The sequence below is a fragment of the Streptomyces violaceusniger Tu 4113 genome (genome assembly GCF_000147815.2).
In the GTDB taxonomy this organism is placed as follows: Bacteria; Actinomycetota; Actinomycetes; order Streptomycetales; family Streptomycetaceae; genus Streptomyces; species Streptomyces violaceusniger_A.
Genome location: NC_015957.1, coordinates 2,090,271 through 2,103,841 on the forward strand (window position 1 = coordinate 2,090,271; position 13,571 = coordinate 2,103,841).

General features: G+C 71.0%; 11 protein-coding genes. 7 read left to right on the top strand and 4 right to left on the bottom strand.

Annotated features, from left to right (window positions below; genetic code table 11):
• Positions 1 to 61 precede the first annotated feature (61 nt).
• Positions 62 to 2,923 carry a vitamin B12-dependent ribonucleotide reductase gene (locus STRVI_RS09230; RefSeq protein ID WP_014055369.1) on the top strand — a complete coding sequence of 954 codons (2,862 nt, stop codon included), beginning with the start codon at positions 62 to 64 and terminating at the stop codon, positions 2,921 to 2,923.
• 156 nt (positions 2,924 to 3,079) lie between these two features.
• The gene (locus tag STRVI_RS09235) at positions 3,080 to 3,688 is read left to right on the top strand and encodes a YdbC family protein (RefSeq protein WP_014055370.1); all 609 of its coding nucleotides are present in this window, start codon (positions 3,080 to 3,082) and stop codon (positions 3,686 to 3,688) included.
• Positions 3,689 to 3,783: 95 nt separating this feature from the next.
• On the opposite strand, the gene STRVI_RS09240 is transcribed toward STRVI_RS09235, so the two are convergent.
• The gene (locus tag STRVI_RS09240; protein WP_014055371.1) at positions 3,784 to 4,410 is read right to left on the bottom strand and encodes a TetR/AcrR family transcriptional regulator; all 627 of its coding nucleotides are present in this window, start codon (positions 4,408 to 4,410) and stop codon (positions 3,784 to 3,786) included.
• Between the two features lie 121 nt (positions 4,411 to 4,531).
• Here STRVI_RS09240 and STRVI_RS09245 point away from each other — a divergent pair, with 121 nt between their 5' ends.
• Positions 4,532 to 6,178, top strand: a complete 1,647-nt coding sequence (locus STRVI_RS09245) for an ABC-F family ATP-binding cassette domain-containing protein (RefSeq protein WP_014055372.1) — start codon at positions 4,532 to 4,534, stop codon at positions 6,176 to 6,178.
• Positions 6,179 to 6,196: 18 nt separating this feature from the next.
• Here STRVI_RS09245 and STRVI_RS09250 read toward each other — a convergent pair whose 3' ends face one another.
• Positions 6,197 to 7,111, bottom strand: a complete 915-nt coding sequence (locus STRVI_RS09250) for an IS982 family transposase (protein WP_014055373.1) — start codon at positions 7,109 to 7,111, stop codon at positions 6,197 to 6,199.
• Between the two features lie 71 nt (positions 7,112 to 7,182).
• On the opposite strand from STRVI_RS09250, the gene STRVI_RS09255 reads away from it, so the two are divergent.
• The 4 genes from STRVI_RS09255 (at position 7,183) to STRVI_RS47030 (ending at position 10,367) form a co-directional block, all read left to right on the top strand.
• Positions 7,183 to 7,842: a histidine phosphatase family protein gene (locus tag STRVI_RS09255; RefSeq protein ID WP_014055374.1), complete on the top strand. Its 660-nt coding sequence runs from the start codon at positions 7,183 to 7,185 to the stop codon at positions 7,840 to 7,842.
• A gap of 11 nt (positions 7,843 to 7,853) precedes the next feature.
• Positions 7,854 to 8,747 (top strand): ADP-ribosylglycohydrolase family protein, encoded by an 894-nt coding sequence (locus STRVI_RS09260; protein ID WP_014055375.1) that lies wholly within the window; start codon positions 7,854 to 7,856, stop codon positions 8,745 to 8,747.
• Between the two features lie 190 nt (positions 8,748 to 8,937).
• Entirely contained in the window at positions 8,938 to 9,639 is a 702-nt protein-coding gene (locus tag STRVI_RS09265; protein WP_014055376.1) for a ribonuclease HII, read from the top strand.
• A 68-nt stretch (positions 9,640 to 9,707) separates the two neighbouring features.
• Positions 9,708 to 10,367: a hypothetical protein gene (locus tag STRVI_RS47030; protein WP_063644228.1), complete on the top strand. Its 660-nt coding sequence runs from the start codon at positions 9,708 to 9,710 to the stop codon at positions 10,365 to 10,367.
• A 105-nt stretch (positions 10,368 to 10,472) separates the two neighbouring features.
• On the opposite strand, the gene STRVI_RS09275 is transcribed toward STRVI_RS47030, so the two are convergent.
• Both STRVI_RS09275 and STRVI_RS09280 read right to left on the bottom strand, forming a co-directional pair.
• On the bottom strand, positions 10,473 to 11,090 hold the full coding sequence (locus STRVI_RS09275; RefSeq protein WP_014055378.1) for a hypothetical protein: 618 nt from the start codon (positions 11,088 to 11,090) through the stop codon (positions 10,473 to 10,475).
• A 238-nt stretch (positions 11,091 to 11,328) separates the two neighbouring features.
• Positions 11,329 to 13,494, bottom strand: a complete 2,166-nt coding sequence (locus STRVI_RS09280; protein ID WP_014055379.1) for a RecQ family ATP-dependent DNA helicase — start codon at positions 13,492 to 13,494, stop codon at positions 11,329 to 11,331.
• Positions 13,495 to 13,571 lie beyond the last annotated feature (77 nt).

Here is a 13,571-nt window from a genome sequence, read left to right on the forward strand (position 1 = left end):
ATACGTGCCTGGGGAAGAAATGGGCACATCAGGGCGTTTTCGCCCGTACCAGGGAGGCGGAATGACAGAGACGACGAGCGGCCCGGCACGAGGCTCCCGCTCCAAGGGAAGCAAGGCGAACAAGGGTCTGCGCATCGAGCGCATCCACACCAACCCCGGCGTGCATCCGTACGACGAGGTGGTCTGGGAGCGTCGTGACGTCGTCATGACCAACTGGCGCGACGGTTCGGTCAACTTCGAGCAGCGCGGCGTGGAGTTCCCCGACTTCTGGTCGGTGAACGCGGTCAACATCGTCACGAGCAAGTACTTCCGTGGCGCGGTGGGTTCCCCCGAGCGCGAGGCGAGCCTTAAGCAGCTCATCGACCGCGTGGTGCGCAGCTACCGCAAGGCCGGTGAGGACAATGGCTACTTCGCCTCGCCCGCGGACGCCGAGATCTTCGACCACGAGCTCACCTACGCGCTGCTGCACCAGGTCTTCAGCTTCAACTCGCCTGTCTGGTTCAACGTCGGAACCAAGCAGCCGCAGCAGGTCAGCGCCTGCTTCATCCTTTCCGTGGACGACTCGATGGAGTCGATCCTGGACTGGTACAAGGAAGAGGGGATGATCTTTAAGGGCGGCTCCGGCGCCGGCCTGAACCTCTCGCGTATCCGCTCCTCCAAGGAGCTCCTGTCCTCGGGCGGCAACGCCTCCGGCCCCGTCTCCTTCATGCGCGGCGCCGATGCCTCCGCCGGAACGATCAAGTCGGGCGGCGCCACCCGCCGGGCCGCCAAGATGGTCGTGCTCGACGTCGATCACCCGGATGTCGAGGCGTTCATCGAGACGAAGGTCAAGGAGGAGGAGAAGATCCGCGCCCTGCGCGACGCGGGCTTCGACATGGACCTGGGCGGCGACGACATCACGTCCGTCCAGTACCAGAACGCCAACAACTCCGTCCGCGTGAACGACACGTTCATGAAGGCGGTGGAGTCCGGCTCCTCGTTCGGGCTGCGCAGCCGGCTGACCGGTGAGCCCATCGAAGAGGTCGACGCCAAGTCCCTCTTCCGCAAGATGGCCGAGGCGGCCTGGGCCTGCGCCGACCCGGGCATCCAGTACGACGACACCATCAACCACTGGCACACCTCGCCGGAGTCGGGCCGGATCACCGCCTCCAACCCGTGCAGCGAGTACATGCACCTGGACAACTCCTCGTGCAACCTCGCCTCGCTCAACCTGATGAAGTTCCTTCAGGACGACGACGCGGGCAACCAGCGCTTCGACGCCGAGCGCTTCGCCAAGGTCGTCGAGCTGGTCATCACCGCGATGGACATCTCCATCTGCTTCGCGGACTTCCCGACCGAGAAGATCGGCGAGACCACCCGCGCCTTCCGCCAGCTGGGCATCGGCTACGCCAACCTGGGCGCCCTGCTGATGGCCACCGGCCACGCCTACGACAGCGACGGCGGCCGGGCCCTGGCCGGAGCCATCACCTCCCTGATGACCGGCACCTCGTACAAGCGCTCCGCGGAGCTCGCCGCCGTGGTCGGCCCGTACGACGGCTACGCCCGTAACGCGGACGCCCACAAGCGCGTCATGAAGCAGCACTCGGACGCCAACGCCATCGCCAAGCGCATGGACGACCTGGACGCCCCGGTCTGGGCCGCGGCCACCGAGGCATGGCAGGACGTGCTGCGCCTCGGCGAGAAGAGCGGCTTCCGCAACGCCCAGGCGTCGGTGCTCGCGCCGACCGGCACCATCGGCCTGATGATGGACTGCGACACCACGGGCGTCGAACCGGACCTGGCCCTGGTCAAGTTCAAGAAGCTGGTCGGCGGCGGCTCCATGCAGATCGTGAACAACACGGTCCCCAAGGCGCTCAAGCGGCTCGGCTACCAGGAGGAGCAGGTCGAGGCGATCGTCGCCCACATCGCCGACCACGGCAATGTGATCGACGCGCCGGGGCTGAAGCCCGAGCACTACGAGGTCTTCGACTGCGCGATGGGCGAGCGATCCATCTCGCCGATGGGGCATGTGCGGATGATGGCGGCCGCCCAGCCGTTCCTGTCCGGCGCGATCTCCAAGACGGTCAACATGCCGGAGTCGGCCACCGTCGAGGAGATCGAGGAGATCTACTTCGAGGGCTGGAAGCTCGGCATCAAGGCGCTGGCGATCTACCGCGACAACTGCAAGGTCGGCCAGCCGCTCTCCGCCAAGAAGAAGGAGGAGAAGGCACAGGCCGAGCCCGAGGTCGAGAAGGTCGTCGAGTACCGCCCGGTCCGCAAGCGGCTCCCCAAGGGCCGTCCCGGCATCACCACCTCCTTCACAGTGGGCGGCGCCGAGGGCTACATGACCGCCAACTCCTACCCGGACGACGGTCTCGGTGAGGTCTTCCTGAAGATGTCCAAGCAGGGCTCGACCCTGGCGGGCATGATGGACGCCTTCTCGATCGCCGTGTCGGTCGGTCTGCAGTACGGCGTGCCGCTGGAGACCTACGTCTCGAAGTTCACCAACATGCGCTTCGAGCCGGCCGGTATGACGGACGACCCGGACCTGCGGATGGCGCAGTCGATCGTCGACTACATCTTCCGTCGGCTGGCGCTGGACTTCCTGCCCTTCGAGACCCGTTCGGCGCTCGGCATCCACTCCGCCGAGGAGCGCCAGCGCCACTTGGAGACGGGGTCCTATGAGCCCAACGACGACGAGATGGACGTCGAGGGCCTGGCCCAGTCGGCGCCGCGCCATGTGGAGGCTCAGAAGAGCAGCACGTCCCAGCCGCGGACCACGACCGAGTCGGCGAGGGAGGCCCACAGCTCGACGGAACTGGTCGAGATCCAGCTGGGGATGAACGCGGACGCGCCGCTCTGCTTCTCCTGCGGCACCAAGATGCGCCGCGCGGGCAGCTGCTACCTGTGCGAGGGCTGCGGTTCGACGAGCGGCTGCAGCTGATCGCAGATCCTTACGGATGACATCCGCGGCGGGGCGCGGGCCTTCGGGCTCGCGCCCCGCCGCCGTCGTCTCCGGGCGTCGTGCGGTGCGATGCCGAACCGGGGGCGGACTCTCCGGTATGTGATGGGGGCCACCGCGCGGCCGTAGGATGGCGCGGTGCTGGTCAAGTGGATTCGCTGCACCGTGGTGGACCGCCCGGGTTTCGAGCGGGGGCAGCGGAAGTGGGCGGGGTTGCCCGGCGAACCGGGATTCCGGGGGCAGGGCGGTGGCTGGAGCCGGGGGCGTCCGGATGTGGCGCATGTCTTCGCGTTCTGGGAGAGCCGGGCGTTCTACGACTCCTTTATGGCGCGTTCGCACGACCGGCTGGCGGCCGCGCAGTCGGGCACGTACCGGGATATGCAAGTCCGGCTGTTCGAGCACCGATTCGATGTGAAGGTCGGCTTCGAGCCGCGGTTCTCCGACGCGGACGTGGTGCGCGTCGCGCACTGCCGTGTGCGCCCCGACCGGGTGGATCACTTCACGCTGGTGCAGGAGAAGGTGTGGAATCCGGCCATGGCGGGGTCGCCCGGGATGCTGCGCGGGGTGTTCGGCGAGGCGCCGGGGAACGAGTTCCTGGTGCTGTCGATGTGGGACTCGGCGGCCGAGCACGGGAAGTACCGCGTGGAGCGGGTCGAGCGGCTCGGCCTGCGCGCGCAGACGGAAGCGGATGTGGCGGCGATCGCCGGCGATGTCGTACGGGTCGAGCCCGCCTGGACGGTGGTGTGAGGGCGGGACGAGCCCTCGGCCGGGGAGCGGCCGTCCTCCGCTCAAGGGCGGCTATGGGCTCAGGAGGCAGGCCTTCGCTCAGGAGGCGGCCCTGATCACCGGCGGGCGGGGGAATACGCCCCGGCCCGGACCGCGGCGGCGACAGCGGCCGCCGTCTGGTCGGCGAGCGGCGTATCGATGGGCTCACGGGTGATGAGCGCCCGGAAGAACAGGGGTGCGGAGACGGCGCGTACGATCGCCGCGGCGTCGGTGCCGGACGGGGCCTCACCACGGTCGACGGCCCGCCGCACCACGGATTCGCAGCGGGTGAAACGCTCGGTGTAGAAGTCGCGCAGCGCCTCGGCCGCGCGCTCGGACTGGAACGCGGCCGCGATGAAGGCGGTCGGCGCGGCGGCGGCCGGCGCGCTGCCGAAGGTCTCGGTCACCTCGCGGGCGAGGGCGCGCAGATCGCCCTCCAGGTTTCCGGTGTCGGGTGGTGTCCAGGCGTCCTCGCCCGCGAGGTCGAGCGCGTCCGCCACAAGCCCCTCGACGCTGCCCCAGCGCCGGTAGACGGTCGTCTTGTGGATGCCGGAGCGCTCGGCCACGTACTCCACGGTCAGACCGGGATAGCCGTGCTCGGCGAGGCCGGTGAGCACAGCGTCGCGCACCGCCGAGCGGGTGCGCGCGGTGCGCCCGCCGGGGCGGACGGTGCCCGGTGTCGGGGCGGCGCTCTCTGCCGACAAGTGCAACTCCAGTTGTGTTAGCGGGTTTCCTGTGCCAGAGTGAGGGTAACGCAACTGTAGTTGTGTTTGGAGCGTGCGGCCCGGATGGCCCACGTGCTCGCGTGCTTGGAGGTACGCCCCTGTGCCCACGCAGATCTCACTCCGCGGCGTCACGCTGTCCCGGGGCGACCGGCTGCTGCTCGACGACGTGTCCTTCGCGGTCCGGCCCGGGGAGCGGATCGGCATCGTGGGGGAGAACGGAGCGGGCAAGTCCACCCTCCTGTGGTTGCTGGCCGGGAGCGAGTCACCGGACGATGGTGCTGTGGCGACGGTGGCCGACGGCGGCATCGGTCACCTCGGCCAGACGCCCGAGCTGCCCCCGGACCACACGGTGCGCGACGCGGTGGACGCCGCCCTTGCCGAGGTGCGCGCCATGGAGCGCGGGCTGCGCGAGCTGGAGGCGGATCTCGGCGGCGGCGCCCCCGACGCGCTCGCAGCGTACGGCGATCTGCTGACCGCCTTCGAGGCCCGTGGCGGCTATGAGGCGGACGCCCGGGTGGAGAAGGCACTGCACGGCCTGGGGCTCGGTGGCATCGGGTACGAGCGGCGGCTGGGCAGTCTGTCGGGCGGTGAGCAGGCCCGGCTCGGGCTCGCCTGCCTGATCGCCGCCGCTCCCGAGGTGATGTTGCTGGACGAGCCGACGAACCACCTCGACGGTGCCGCGCTCAGCTGGCTGGAGGAGGCGCTGCGGGGGCATTCGGGCACCGTCCTCGCGGTCTCCCACGACCGGGTCTTCCTGGAGCGGGTGGCGACCGCGATCGTCGAGGTGGACGCCGACCGGCGCACCCTGGTGCGGTACGGCGGGGGGTACGGCGGATTCGTCGCCGAGCAGACCGCCGCGCGCCGCCGGTGGGAGCAGGCGTACGAGGAGTGGTGCGCGGAGACGGCCGCGCTGGCGGCGGCCGCCACCACCGTCGCACGGCGGGTCGCCCCGGGCCGCGGCATGAAGGACGGCAACAAGCTGGCCTACGACCGGGACAAGGGGCGTGTGCAGTCCTCGGTGTCCAGCAGGGTGCGCAACGCCAGGGAGAGGCTGCGCAGACTCCAGGAGGACCCGGTGCCGCGCCCGCCGGAGCCGCTGCGGTTCTCTGCGCTCCCCGCCGCGGGTACGGCGGACGGTGTGCTCATCGACCTCCACGACATCCGCGTGGGGGAGCGGCTGGCGGTCGACCGGCTCACTGTGGCGGCCGGGGAGAGACTGCTCGTCCACGGTGCCAACGGCGCGGGCAAATCCACGCTGCTGCGGGTCATGGCGGGATGGGAGACACCCGATGCGGGCCGGGCGATCCGCCGGGGCGGGATCGGCTATCTCGCCCAGGAGATACCGGTTGCCAGGCCCCGGGAGCGGCTGCTGTCGGCCTTCGGCCGTGGGCTGCCGGGGACACCGGAGGAGCAGGGCGTCCTTCTGCTGTCGTACGGACTGTTCCGCACGGATGATCTCCACGTCCCGGTGGGATCGCTCTCTGCGGGCCAGCGCCGCCGGCTCGCGCTCGCCCGGCTGCTGGCCCGCCCCGCCGATCTGCTGCTGCTCGACGAGCCGACCAACCATCTCGCCCTCGGCCTGGTGGAGGAGCTGGAGGAGGCGCTGGCCCAGTGGACCGGGGCGCTGGTGGTGGTGTCGCACGACCGGCTGCTGCGCAGCCGCTTCACCGGGCGCCGGTGCGAAATACGAGGAGGCCGGTTCATGGCCGAGGAGGGGGATGCGGCACCGGCCGCGGCCTCGATCTAGATGATCGATTCCAAGGGGTCAGTGATCGTACGAGGTGAGCGAACGGAGGGTGGCTCGTCCGGTGTGATCGTTGTGCCAGATCACGGCGGTCAGCGCGAGTATTCGCTGCATGACGCGGGCGATGACACCTCCAGGCGTGCGCCCTCGGTGCTGTTCGAGGTCGAGTTGCCCCTTGAAGGTCTCGTTGACCGACTCGATGACCTGCCGCAACGGCTTGAACAGGGTTCCGCCGGGCCGCTGCCGTTCGCCCTTGCGGGTCGGCCGTAGCAACTGGATGCCCTGCCGGGCGAGTTCCTGTTCGAAGGTGCGGCCGAAGTAGTGCTTGTCGCCGATCAGTGTCTGGCCGGGCCGGGCGGCGAGGAGGTCCGGTTCGGCCGCGAGCAGGTCCAGCAGTGTTTCGCGTCCGTCGGCTTTGGCTCCGGTCAGGGCGAAGGCGACGGGCAGGCCCTGGAGGGTGCACACCAGGTGGAGGCGCAGGCCCCAGAAGAAGCGGCTGTGGCTGGCGCAGTAGCCGTACTGGGCCCATCCGGCCAGGTCGGAGCGTTTGACGGTCTCCCGCGAGCGGCCGCATTCCACGGGTGTGGAGTCCACGGTCCATACGTCGTCGTTCCACACTGAGGTGCTGGTGGCCAGCATCCGGGTGATCCGGCGGAGCAGGTCGGCGGCTTTGCGCAGCCGCTTGTTGTAGCCGGGTTGCTGCGGCAGATACGGGAAGAGGTGGCGCAGGTGGGCCCGGGCATGCCGGAGCCACCTGGCCTCGGAGGTGAAACCGAGCATGGCCTGCATCATCGCAAGTGTGACCAGCTCGGCGTCGGTCAGCTGCGGCGCGATCCCCACGGCCGGCCGCCACGGCGCCAAGTCCGGACGCTCCTTCAGCAGATCGTCGGTCGTCGCATAGAGTGCTGTCGCGAGGGTGTCCAGGTTGTTCGTCACAAAACGATCTTGGATGCCCTCGCTCTCGTCTCCGCAGGCACCCCTTGGAATCGATCATCTAGGGTGGCGCCATGGCACGACCCCGGCGCATCGTCCTCCTGCGGCACGGAGAATCAGAGGGGAATGTTGATGACTCGGTGTACGAAAGGGTGCCCGACCATGCCCTGAAGCTGACCGAGACCGGGCGTCGGCAGGCGACGGAGGCGGGCGAGCGGCTGCGCGCCGCTTTCGGCGACGAGCGCGTGTCGATCTATGTGTCGCCGTACCGCCGCACCCACCAGACCCTGAGGCTGCTCGATCTCGACCCCACGCGCACCCGGGTCAGGGAGGAGCCGCGGCTGCGGGAGCAGGACTGGGGAAACTGGCAGGACCGCGAGGACGTGCGCAAACAGATGGCGTACCGCGACGCCTACGGACACTTCTTCTACCGGTTCGCGCAGGGTGAGTCGGGCGCCGACGTCTACGACCGGGTGGACGCGTTCCTGGAGAGCCTGTGGCGCAGCTTCCAGGACCCGGCACATCCGCCGAACGTCCTGCTGGTGACCCATGGGCTGACCATGAGGCTGTTCTGCATGCGGTGGCTGCACTGGAACGTCGCCGAATTCGAGTCGCTGTCGAACCCCGGCAACGGCGAATCACGGGCCCTGCTGCTCAGCTCCGACGGGCGCTACCACCTGGACCGGCCCTTTGAACGCTGGTGCACCCCCAAGCCCTACGGCCGCACCGGTTAGAGTGCGCAGCGATGACCGCTGACCGTTTCCATCGGGCTCTTCGGAGTCTGCGCGGGCTGGCCGTGGGCGACGCCCTTGGTTCCCAGTTCTTCGTCCCCGCCAACTATCCGTTCCTCAAGCGCCGCGAGCTGCCGCCCGAGCCCTGGCAGTGGACCGACGACACCGAGATGGCCTGTTCGATCCTGGCCGTCCTGGTGAACCACGGCCGGATCGACCAGGACCATCTCGCCCGGTCCTTCGCCGACCACCATGATTTCGACCGGGGCTACGGCCCCGCCGTGAACCGGATGCTCCGCTTGATCAGGGAGGGCGGCGACTGGCGTGACCTGGCCGCCGGGCTGTTCGAGGGGCAGGGGTCGTGGGGGAACGGCGCCGCCATGCGGATCGCCCCGCTGGGCGCCTGGTACGCGGGCGATGTGGAGCAGGCGACGCATCAGGCGGAGATCTCTGCGTACACCACGCATCAGCACCGTGAGGCCGTGGCGGGAGCCATGGCGGTGGCCGCGGCCGCGGCGATGGTGGCGGATCCGGCGGGCCACGGCGGGCCGGAGGAGCTGCTGGACCGGGTGGTCGAGGTGGTGCCGCGCAGCGCGGTCCAGGCGGGGCTGCGCCGCGCCCGCGACATGCTCGACTACGCGGACGCCGGGACCGTCGCCGCGGTGCTCGGCTGCGGCCGGCGCACCAGCGCCCATGACACCGTGCCGTTCGCCCTGTGGGCGGCCGCCCGCCACCTGGGCTCCTTCGAGGAGGCGTTCTGGCGGACGGCCTCGGCCGGCGGGGACGTGGACACCACCTGCGCCATCGTCGGGGGAGTGGTCGCGGCCGCTGCCGCCGGTGCGCCGCCCGCCGACTGGCAGGACCGCACCGAGGCGCTGCCGGAGTGGGTCCCGGTGCGGGCCGACTGACCCCTCCCACGGGCGTGATGCGGTGTGTCGCCCGGTTTGCCCCACCGGCGAACCGGCCCTCCGCCGCGCCGTGTTGAGGCGAATCGGCCACCCGATTCATCGGGGACGGGGCCGCCCGGAGGAGCCGGGGACCGCTGCCGAGGATCCGGGTTCCGAACGCAGGTAAGAGCGGCGTAAGGTTGTCCTCGCCATGGCATATGAACCGCCCACCCACAGTGTCGAGCGCTCGCTTCGCGCCACGACGGGAGCCAAGATCGTCGTCGGTATCGACGAGGTCGGGCGCGGGGCATGGGCCGGTCCGGTGACGGTCTGCGCGGCGGTCACCGGTCTGCGCCGTCCGCCGACCGGGCTCACCGACTCCAAGCTGCTGAGCCCCAAGAAGCGCACGACCCTGGCCCAGGAGTTGCACTCGTGGGTCACCGCGCACGCCCTGGGGCACTCCTCTCCCGAGGAGATCGACGGCCTGGGGATGACGGCCGCCCTCCGGCTCGCCGCCACGCGTGCGCTGGACGCGCTGCCGGTCCGGCCGGACGCGGTGATCCTGGACGGGAAGCACGACTACCTCGGCACTCCCTGGGCGGTCCGTACGGTCATCAAGGGCGATCAGTCCTGTGTGTCCGTCGCCGCCGCCTCGGTGATCGCCAAGGTGCGCCGGGATGCGATGATGGCCGAACTGGGAGCCGAGCACATGGACTTCTGCTTCGAGGACAACGCCGGATATCCGTCCCCCGTGCACCGCGCCGCCCTGCGGGAACTGGGGCCCACGCCCCACCACCGGCTGTCCTGGGCCTATATGGACGGGCTGCCTCGCTGGCGGCACCTGAAGCGGGTCCGCAGCACCCCCGAACCGGTCGGGCTGGAGGACGAAGGCCAACTCGGCTTCGACTTCTGAGCAGACCAAGCGGTCAAAACCGCCACCCGCCGATGCGACTCGCACCGACGTTTGATAGACATCAGCCCATGCCTCTCATCCCCGAGGAGCCTCAGATTCACGAGAGTGTCCCGGGTCCCCGCGCGACACCGGCCGCAGGCCGCACCGCGCCGACCCCTCGTCCTGTCCCTGGTCCCGGCCCCCGGCCCGCACCGCGGCGGCCCGGAAGCCCCGGTCCCAACCGTGGCTCCGCCGGAACCTCGTCGGCTCAGTCGCAGCGCACCACGAGTGATGCGACGAAGCCCCTGCCGACCGCCCCGGCGGCTTCGGCTGCCAAGGCCGCACCCGCCGCCGCGAAGGCCGGTCCCCAGCTCCAGCTGATCCCCGCCACGGTGGACGGCGCGCTGGACGCGGCGGACGAGGCGGTCGATCTGCTGCTGGATTCCGGCCGGGCCCCCGCTGACATCCTGGTGCTGACCACCGGGGAGGAGCATCCGTGGGCGGCGCATGAGTTGTCCTTCGGCGAGGCGTCGTACTGGGCGCAGCACGATGCCGGAGACGATGTCTTCTACGCCGGTGCGGATGCCGACCGCGTCAAGGGCCGCCCGGTCGTGGTCGTCGCCGTCAACGGCGGTGCGAACGACGCCGTGGCCCGTGCGCTGCCCGAGGCGATGGGCCGTGCCGGGATGCTGCTGATCGTCTGCGGCGACCCGAAGCGCATCAACGCCCTCATCGGTCCGGGCGCCTGAGGCCGCACGTCCCCGAACGCCCGGTGTCCGGCAGGCTCTGTCCCCCGTGGCGGAGCTGTCCGGCGTCCGGACGGACGGTGGTGGCCACGGGCGTCCCGCGACCGGTCAGACGGCGGCGGAGTGGCTCAGCGCCGTGCGCGCTCCGAGGTGGGGCCGCGGCAGCGCCTTCGGGTCGCCGTCGCCCTCGATGGCCACGTCCAACTCGGTGGGCAGCGAAGCGGAGTGCGGCCGACGGCCGCCCCGCCCCTCGCCGAGGACCCGCCATCCGTCACGCGTCAGCGTGATGTAGGCGCCGCAGCGCAGGCCGTGCAGAGTGCAGGCGTCGCGCAACCCCCACATCCAGGCGCCGTCCTCGTCCGTCCACCGGCTCTCGCCCTCGCGGCAGTAGAGCAGCACGGCGGTGCGGATCGGTGTGCGGCGCCGCAGATCGTGTGGGATCACCCGGCGCAACTGCGCCAGCAGCGCGTTCCGGAAGTCCCAGCCGTCGACGGCGGCGGTGCGGCGGACGAACGAGGCGCTCGCCGTGAGCCGTTCGTCCGGATCGAGGACCGCGACGACGACGGTCGAAGGGGTCGGCAGGTGGCGGCTGTGCAGTCCGGTGACCACCTCGCGTGGATTGCGCAGCAGCGGGATCCCCGCTGCCGCCCACTCGGCGGGCTGGAGCATCCGGCCGACCCGGGAAACGGAATCGGCGGACGGTGGCGGAGCGAAGCCGAAGGTCACGGTCCTCCCTTCGTCTGCGCCCACGGTCCGTGCGAAGGGTCGGGCACGGGCGCGGGCCACGACACAGCCCCGTCGGACCACGGACGGACCGGGGGCGGGGAGCTGCGGACAATTCTCGCGGTCGCGCCCGCGTGCGGCAATGAGCAGTTGGCCCCACTGACCGTTTTACCTGGATGTGCGTTCTATATTCCTGACCGGTTCATGCCCCGCCGCGGCCCCGCCGCGGCCCCGGCCGCCCCTACCCCTGCACGGCCAGGACCAGCGGAAACACTCCGGCCGCTCCGGCCCGGCGGAGCAGCCGGGAGGCGACGGCCAAGGTCCAGCCGGTGTCCGCCATGTCGTCCACCAGCAGCACCGGCCCACCCGCCTCGGCAAGGGCCGCGGCCAGCGGGGGAGGCACGGTCAGCGCGCCGTGCAGCGCTCGCAGCCGCTGGGCGCTGTTGGTGCGCGGCACCCGGGTGTCGAATTCGCCGTCGTGGTACGCGACGCTCCCGAGCAGCGGCAACCGGCCGACGGTGGCGATCCGTTCGCCGAGTGTCCGGATCAGCTGTGGGCGGGTGCGCGAGGCGACGGTGACCACGCCCACCGGGCGGTCCGCGGCGTCCGGCGCGCCCGAGGCCCAGCCGCCGGGGCCCTTGGCCCAGTCGGCGAGCACCGTCACCACCGCACCGGCCACATCGTCGGGCACCGGGGCGTCCGGGCTCTGCGGGCCCAGCAGTGGCCGGAGCCGGTTTCCCCAGCCGATATCGGAGAGACGGCCCAGGGCCCGGCCCGGGGCGGCCTGCTCATCCGCCGGAATGCGGCCCTTGAGATCGACGCCCACCGTGGGCAGCCCGGTCGGCCACATCCGGCGCGGCTCCACCTCGACACCGGGCCGCCCCAGCTCGCCGCGCGCCGCGTCCAGCGAGGCGTCGGACACCTCGGTGGTGAACCGGGCCCCCGCGCAGTTGTCACAGCGGCCACAGGGCGCCGCCTTATCATCGTCCAACTGCCGCCGCAGGAACTCCATCCGGCAGTCGCCCGTCGAGGCGTACTCCCGCATGGCCTGCTGCTCGGCCTCCCGCTGGCGCGCCACCCACGCATACCGCTCCGCGTCATACGCCCAGGGCTGCCCGGTCGCGGTCCAGCCGCCACGCACACGCCGCACCGCGCCGTCCACATCGAGCACCTTGAGCATGATCTCCAGACGCGACCGCCGCAGCTCGACCCGGGGCTCGAGCGCGGGCAGGGACACCGGCCGGTCCGACGCCGCCAGCACCTCGAGGGTGCGGCGCACCTGCTCCTCGGGCGGGAAGGCGAGCGAAGCGAAATACCGCCAGATCGCCTCGTCCTCGCGGCCGGGCAGGAGCAGCACCTCGGCGTGCTCCACACCGCGCCCGGCGCGCCCGACCTGCTGGTAGTAGGCGATGGGGGAGGACGGCGAACCGAGATGCACCACGAAGCCGAGGTCCGGCTTGTCGAAGCCCATGCCCAGCGCGGAGGTGGCGACCAGCGCCTTGACCCGGTTGGCCAGCAGGTCCTCCTCGGCCTGCTGGCGATCCGCGTTCTCCGTCTTGCCGGTGTAGGAGGCGACGGTGTGGCCGCGCTGGCGCAGGAACGCGGTCACTTCCTCGGCCGCGGCGACGGTGAGGGTGTAGATGATCCCGGAGCCCGGCAGCTCATCGAGGTGCTCGGCGAGCCAGGCGAGCCGATGCGCGGCGTCCGGCAGCGGCAGCACGCCCAGCCGCAGGCTCTCCCGGTCCAGCGGCCCGCGCAGCACCAGCGCCCGCCCGGTCCCTTCACCGGTGCCCAACTGCTCGGCCACATCGGCCGTGACCCGTGCGTTCGCGGTCGCGGTCGTGGCGAGCACGGGCACGCCCTGGGGCAGATCGGCGAGCATGGTGCGCAGCCTGCGGTAGTCGGGCCGGAAGTCATGGCCCCAGTCGGAGATGCAGTGCGCCTCGTCGACGACCAGCAGGCCGGTGGCGGCGGCCAGCTGTGGCAGCACCTGGTCGCGGAAATCGGGGTTGTTGAGCCGCTCAGGGCTCACCAGCAGCACATCCACCCCGCCCTCGGCCACCTCCGCCTGGATGGTGTCCCACTCCTCGGTGTTGGCGGAATTGATGGTGCGGGCCTGGATACCGGCGCGCGCGGCGGCCTCGACCTGGTTGCGCATCAGCGCGAGCAGCGGGGAGACGATCACGGTCGGACCGCTGCCGCGCTCGCGCAGCAGCGCGGTGGCGACGAAATACACCGCCGACTTGCCCCAGCCGGTGCGCTGCACGACGAGCGCACGGCGGCGCTCGGCGACCAGCGCCTCGATCGCCCGCCATTGATCCTCCCGGAGCCGGGCGGAGCCGGTGGTATCCCCTACGAGGCGGGCCAGGACGCGGTCGGCCGAGGTACGCAGATCTTCGTCGCTCATGCCCCCATGCAACCCGATCCCGCCGACATCGCGCCAATGGTCCCGGCAGCCTGTGGATAACGTTATCCACAGGGGTG

Bases quoted from the DNA above. Each gene is read 5' to 3' on its own strand.
- STRVI_RS09255 (WP_014055374.1), top strand. From the start codon at position 7,183: ATGGCACGACCCCGGCGCATCGTCCTCCTGCGGCACGGAGAATCAGAG.
- STRVI_RS47030 (WP_063644228.1), top strand. From the start codon at position 9,708: ATGCCTCTCATCCCCGAGGAGCCTCAGATTCACGAGAGTGTCCCGGGT.
- STRVI_RS09260 (WP_014055375.1), top strand. From the start codon at position 7,854: ATGACCGCTGACCGTTTCCATCGGGCTCTTCGGAGTCTGCGCGGGCTG.
- STRVI_RS09280 (WP_014055379.1), bottom strand. From the start codon at position 13,494: ATGAGCGACGAAGATCTGCGTACCTCGGCCGACCGCGTCCTGGCCCGC.
- STRVI_RS09230 (WP_014055369.1), top strand. From the start codon at position 62: ATGACAGAGACGACGAGCGGCCCGGCACGAGGCTCCCGCTCCAAGGGA.
- STRVI_RS09265 (WP_014055376.1), top strand. From the start codon at position 8,938: ATGGCATATGAACCGCCCACCCACAGTGTCGAGCGCTCGCTTCGCGCC.